At 49.5% G+C, this 5,303-nt stretch carries 5 protein-coding genes; all 5 read left to right on the forward strand.

Annotated features, from left to right (window positions below):
* The first annotated feature begins 164 nt into the window (after positions 1-164).
* Positions 165-671, forward strand: a complete 507-nt coding sequence (locus Q8M98_07835; GenBank protein ID MDP3114674.1) for a hypothetical protein — start codon at positions 165-167, stop codon at positions 669-671.
* Between the two features lie 153 nt (positions 672-824).
* Complete coding sequence (locus Q8M98_07840; GenBank protein ID MDP3114675.1) at positions 825-1,502, forward strand: hypothetical protein; 678 nt, start codon at positions 825-827, stop codon at positions 1,500-1,502.
* An 83-nt stretch (positions 1,503-1,585) separates the two neighbouring features.
* Positions 1,586-2,587: a phage portal protein gene (locus tag Q8M98_07845; protein MDP3114676.1), complete on the forward strand. Its 1,002-nt coding sequence runs from the start codon at positions 1,586-1,588 to the stop codon at positions 2,585-2,587.
* A gap of 146 nt (positions 2,588-2,733) precedes the next feature.
* On the forward strand, positions 2,734-4,500 hold the full coding sequence (locus Q8M98_07850; GenBank protein MDP3114677.1) for a hypothetical protein: 1,767 nt from the start codon (positions 2,734-2,736) through the stop codon (positions 4,498-4,500).
* A gap of 137 nt (positions 4,501-4,637) precedes the next feature.
* Positions 4,638-5,174 (forward strand): hypothetical protein, encoded by a 537-nt coding sequence (locus tag Q8M98_07855; protein MDP3114678.1) that lies wholly within the window; start codon positions 4,638-4,640, stop codon positions 5,172-5,174.
* Positions 5,175-5,303: the final 129 nt, after the last annotated feature.

Genomic DNA, 5,303 nt, shown 5'->3' on the forward strand with positions numbered 1-5,303 from the left:
GAATTGAGAATTGAGAATTGAGAATTGAGAATTGAGAATTGAGAATTGAGAATTGAGAATTGAGAATTGAGAATTGAGAATTGAGAATTGAGAATTGAGAATTGAGAATTGAGAATTGAGAATTGAGAATTGAGAAAAGAAAAAAGAGCAGAGAGGAATAGATTATGGATATGATATTTGGTCAAGGCAATGCGCGTTTTGAGCGGGGCGGTGTGATCGTAAATTTGGGGTATAGCTATGGTCGGCTGAGCTTTGCGGATTCGGTGCATGATGTCGAGACGCTGAAAGGGACACTGCTTCGCTTTTACAAAGGCAGCCGCGCCAAGATCAAGACGGTCCTGAATAATAGCCTGAATGAAAGCGGGGGGATCCTGACTTTGATGCAGATTCTCAATGCAGCTCGCCAGGATCATAACGGGATCATGGTATATCCGAATTATCAAGGCATCTCCAGCCCTGGCTACCTCTGTAACGTGCCGGTCGAATTTGATCCGGAATGGCTGAGCCTAGTGGGCGGCGGACAAAAGATAGAACTGAACTGGGAAAGCGTGGAGCGGTTAGATAACGTTCCGGCATATAGCAGCAGCAGCACGGTGATGTTCTTATGGACAATACATAACGGACAGACGATGACGGAGCATAACTTGATTCCGTTGGAGTTTAAGGCATGAGAATTGAGAATTGAGAATTGAGAATTGAGAATTGAGAATGGAGAATTGAGAATTGAGAATTGAGAATTGAGAATTGAGAATTGAGAATTATGAGAGAAAAGACTTGGATTCTCGCCTCCGCGGGAATGACATGAGTAAAAAAAAGGAGACAAGATGGCAAGAATAATTGACCTGGTCGATATAGTAGCAGCGCTGGCAGGCGAAGACATGCTCGCAGTGAGCGATATCAGCGCCAATATGGACAAGAAATTGAGCGCCGCACAATTGAGCGCTTTCATCCTTCTGGGGAAAACAATAGGTGGCAGCGGCGTGGGCGACATCACGTTAAATAACGCCACGCAGACCTTAAGTAACAAACGCCTGGACAGTCCAAGGATCAACAGCGCCGACGTCTCAAGCGTAACCAGCGCCGATCTGAATAAGCTGAATTTGGTGACGGTGTCGGCAGTGGAACTGAACCGCCTGAGCGGCGTGAGCAGCAACGTGCAGACACAGCTTGCGGGCAAAGTGAGTGCAACATCGATCTACAAAATGGCAAAGCGCTATGTGCAAACAATCCTTGCAACCGATAGCAGCATCATTATCCCGGAGACGACAATCCGTGCGGGTTTGGGGCTGGGGAGCGACCGGCGGATCAGCGAGAATATCAGTGTCCAAGTGCATAATGTGACGACGAACCCCGGTAGCGTCGTGGGTAGCCTTTCCGCGCTGCAAATTTTACGTGGGAGCGAAGGTGCGCTGGATAAGGTCACGCTGACCAATACGACCGTGGGTAATAGCTACATGTTCTTTATGACCTGCTACGATATAGGTCTGGGAGGTGGGAGCTGATGTTTGGGGGAAAGGTGGAAAGGTGGAAAGCCCTTCCAGCGGGGACGCAGGCGTTCCGCGCAGCAGATAAAAGGAGCTAAGACATGGCAAAATTATGGATAAACAAGAGCAGTAAGCAAAAGGCAGAGACACCGAAAGGAGTGATCAGCCCGCCGGTCTCCTATGAGACCTTAATCGAAGCCTATTATGGTAACCCGTATCATGCGAGCTGCATCGATGTGAAGGCGAGTAACGTGATAGGTAATGGATTTAAAGACAGGGCAATAGCGGATATCCTGAGCAAGATGAGCTTAGGTGACAGCATCTTTTCGCTGTTGGAAAAGACGGTGCGCGACCTGCTGATCTTTGGGAATGCGTTTTGGGAAACGCCAAAGGATGAGGTCTATCAAATCCCGGCGTGGACGATGTATCGCACGGAAAAAGGCTGGGAGCAGCGCGTGGGGAAAGATAAAGAGATATATGATCCGGAAGAGGTGTGGCATTTTCGGCGGGACAGCATGCTGAGCAGCTTCTACGGGACACCGGACTATCTTAGCATCCTGCCATCACTGGATCTGATGAGGACGATCACGAGCTATAACAGCAATTTTTTTGAGAATAATGCGATCCCTGATTTTGCGATCGTGGTCGAAGGCGGAACGCTTTCACCGCAAGCTGAAAGCAGTATTCAGCGTTTCATGCGCAGCAAATTCAGAGGGACGGAGAATGCGCATAAGACACTGTATTTGCCTGTCCCGGAAGGTGTGAAGGTGCGCTTCGAGAAGCTGCAAGCCGAGAGTATGAAGGATATGCAGTTTTTGGAATTGCGCAAAGCCTGCATCGGTGAGATCATAAGCTGCCACGGCGTGCCACCGCGCCTGATGGGGATTATGGTGCCTGGGGAATTGGGCGGCGGCGGAGAAACGAGCGGCGAGCGCGACATCTTCTTTCAAACACGGATCAAGCCACTGCAAAACAGCTTCTGCGGGCAATTGGATGCCTTCTTCCTCGCCCGGCTGGGGAGGACGACCGACATAGAATTAGAGAGCTTTGACTATAGCGAGAATACCGGCGATCTGGTGTTGAAGGCGCTGAAGGGGAATTGAGAATTGAGAATTGAGAATTGAGAATTGAGAATTGAGAATTGAGAATTGAGAATTGAGAATTGAGAATTGAGAATTGAGAATTGAGAATGGAGAATTGAGAATGGAGAATTGAGAATTGAGAATTGAGAATTGAGAATGGAGATTAAATGCGGATAGAATTTTGCGATAGATACGGCAGCGTGGAGCATGAGATCGGCGAGAGCAGCATTGTGAGCTATAAGCAGAGCGGCAAAAAGCTGATCAGCGAGGACTATTTCATGAACGAGCCGGCAAGCATCGAGGTGACGATAATCAGCGATGTCTGGCTTTTGGAGCGGTGGGAACAAAGCATCGTAAAGATCAGCTCCACACTATGGTTTTCTAAGAGCGTTCGCGTATATGGGAAGAATTCACTGAGCGGTTACGCAGAGCTGAAGTTGAGCGGATTATTGCAGCTCACCGGCAGCGGACATGATCCTTTTGCGCACACGATGCAGCTCCAGTTCTATGATTTTTCGGCGCTGCTGAGCGAGCTGGATATCCCGGTGCGGATCTATTATCCATATTCCCTACCCGATGGGACAGATTGGACACGCTTTATCGTCAACTATCAGCTACCTGGCAGCAGCGGCGCGCCTGCCGGAGGTCCGGACTGGTATCCCTATCCGAGCGTGATCGAGACGACTGACCGTCAGGTGAGCAGCGTGCTGCGAGCATTGACGCAGATATTCGGCGAGATTTATCAAGGAAATTGGGCGCTGGATTTTAACCATGAATATGAGGTCGAAGAGGCGGAACTGACCTGGGTGAATAATTACATCGTACAGTTAGCCGACGCGGATACATTTTTCCAAGAGTTTGTCTCTGGTCTGGTCACCACGGCATATAATAATCTTATGAACTTAGGCGCCGTGAGCGGCTGGCAATTCTGGGCAAACTACGGCTTTGTCCCGCCGGGTGGGCAGTCCTCGATCTACGATGAGTATGGACTCTGGCTGCCGGGCGAAGAGAGCGACGGATGGTTCGTGATGCGCGCTGGCTATCAATGGATGATTGGGGGCAAAGACGATGCGATTCCAGACGGTGGCTGGACTGATGGCGAAGGCGGTGGCGGCGGTGGCGGCGGTGGCGGCACCTGGTGGTACAGGGAATGGTATCGGATCTTCAGGCTGAAAGCCGGGCGCAGCGTCTGGGACAGCGGAGTTCGTACCCGGCTAAAACAGGGGAGAAACAGCGGCAGCCATATCGGAGGCTTGCCGCTGAATACGAGCAACTATCTGTCTCTCTCGGAAAACAGCTTTTACCGGTGTTCGGCAAACGAACTGTATGCGATTCCGCCGGCATATCAAAATGACATAATGGGTTATTTTTACAGCCTGAGCTACTACGTGTATTTCACTGGGCTGATGGAAGGCTCCGGCGGCTATATTGGAAACCGGATTTTCCGGATGAAAAACAATCCGCAAGGAACCGGACAAGAGCAATACGTGGAACAGAAACTGCGCGAATGGTTCAAGACCATGCTGTTTGTCGGGGATTTGAGCTGCTATGCCGATGAAACCGGGGTGATTAAGCTGGCGCCACGCTCGCCGCTTGGCAACATCAACCTTCCGCTTGCTGCGCTGAGTAAATTGCAAAAGAAACTCTTGGTCTATCAACCTTGGGATAAAGAGAAAATTGAAGAGGTGATCAATGACCGCACGGAGGTGCAATATCTGATCGACCACTACGGCGGCGGACGTGTCTTGACCCACGAGCTTGAGCTTCGATTTGGGCTTCACGGGTTCACGACAATTCCGCTCTTACGTCAGCGATTCGTTTTACCGGCTCAAATATGGGGCGTTACGGCGTTTTCTGGGGCTCAGGCATACATGATAGTGGAAGTGGAATTTGAAGGCGAGTATGAGCTTGTAATACGGGCTGTGCGGGTTTAGTGAGCGGGAGAATTGAGAATTGAGAATTGAGAATTGAGAATTACTGTTAATTGAGAATTGAGAATTGAGAATTGAGAATTACTGCTAATTGAGAATTGAGAATTGAGAATGGAGAATTGAGATGACAAGGATAAAGGATGAAAAGACAAGAAACAGTTAGACAGGTTTTGGAGCAGATCAACACACAGCTTAAGGAACAGTTGGCGCGGCTATCGGATAAGATTGAGACTTATGCGGTGGATAGCATCGATGACTACCACGCGGTGGCAACCGGTAAGCTGCGCAATGCGATTCATGTGCGTCTGGACGGGGATTTGCAGAGCGGCTACCAGATAATCTGCTATGCGGAAGGCAGCCATGCACCATACGCGCAATATGTGCACCAAGGACGCAAGCCGGGCAAGATGCCTCCGATAGCGCCTTTGATGCAGTGGGCAAAGAAGAAGATGGGCAGCGGCGGGAATCCGCTGTTTGGGGGGATCGGGAAAGGCATGGTGAACCGGACGCGGATCAGGATCACTGGGATCGGAATCCGGGCAAATAAGAGCGATATAAAGGCATTTGACGAAGCGCGGCGGATCGCCTGGGGCATGGCAAAGAATATCGAGAAATATGGGATCCCGGAGAAGCCGTTCTTTCGTGATGCGGTGTTGCGGGCGATCAGGGAGAATTGAGAATTGAGAATTGAGAATTGAGAATTGAGAATTGAGAATTGAGAATTGAGAATTGAGAATTGAGAATTGAGAATTGAGAATTGAGAATTGAGAATTGAGAATTGAGAATTGAGAATTGAAAATATAGTA

This window comes from Candidatus Cloacimonadaceae bacterium, assembly GCA_030693415.1.
Classification (GTDB): domain Bacteria; phylum Cloacimonadota; class Cloacimonadia; order Cloacimonadales; family Cloacimonadaceae; genus JAUYAR01.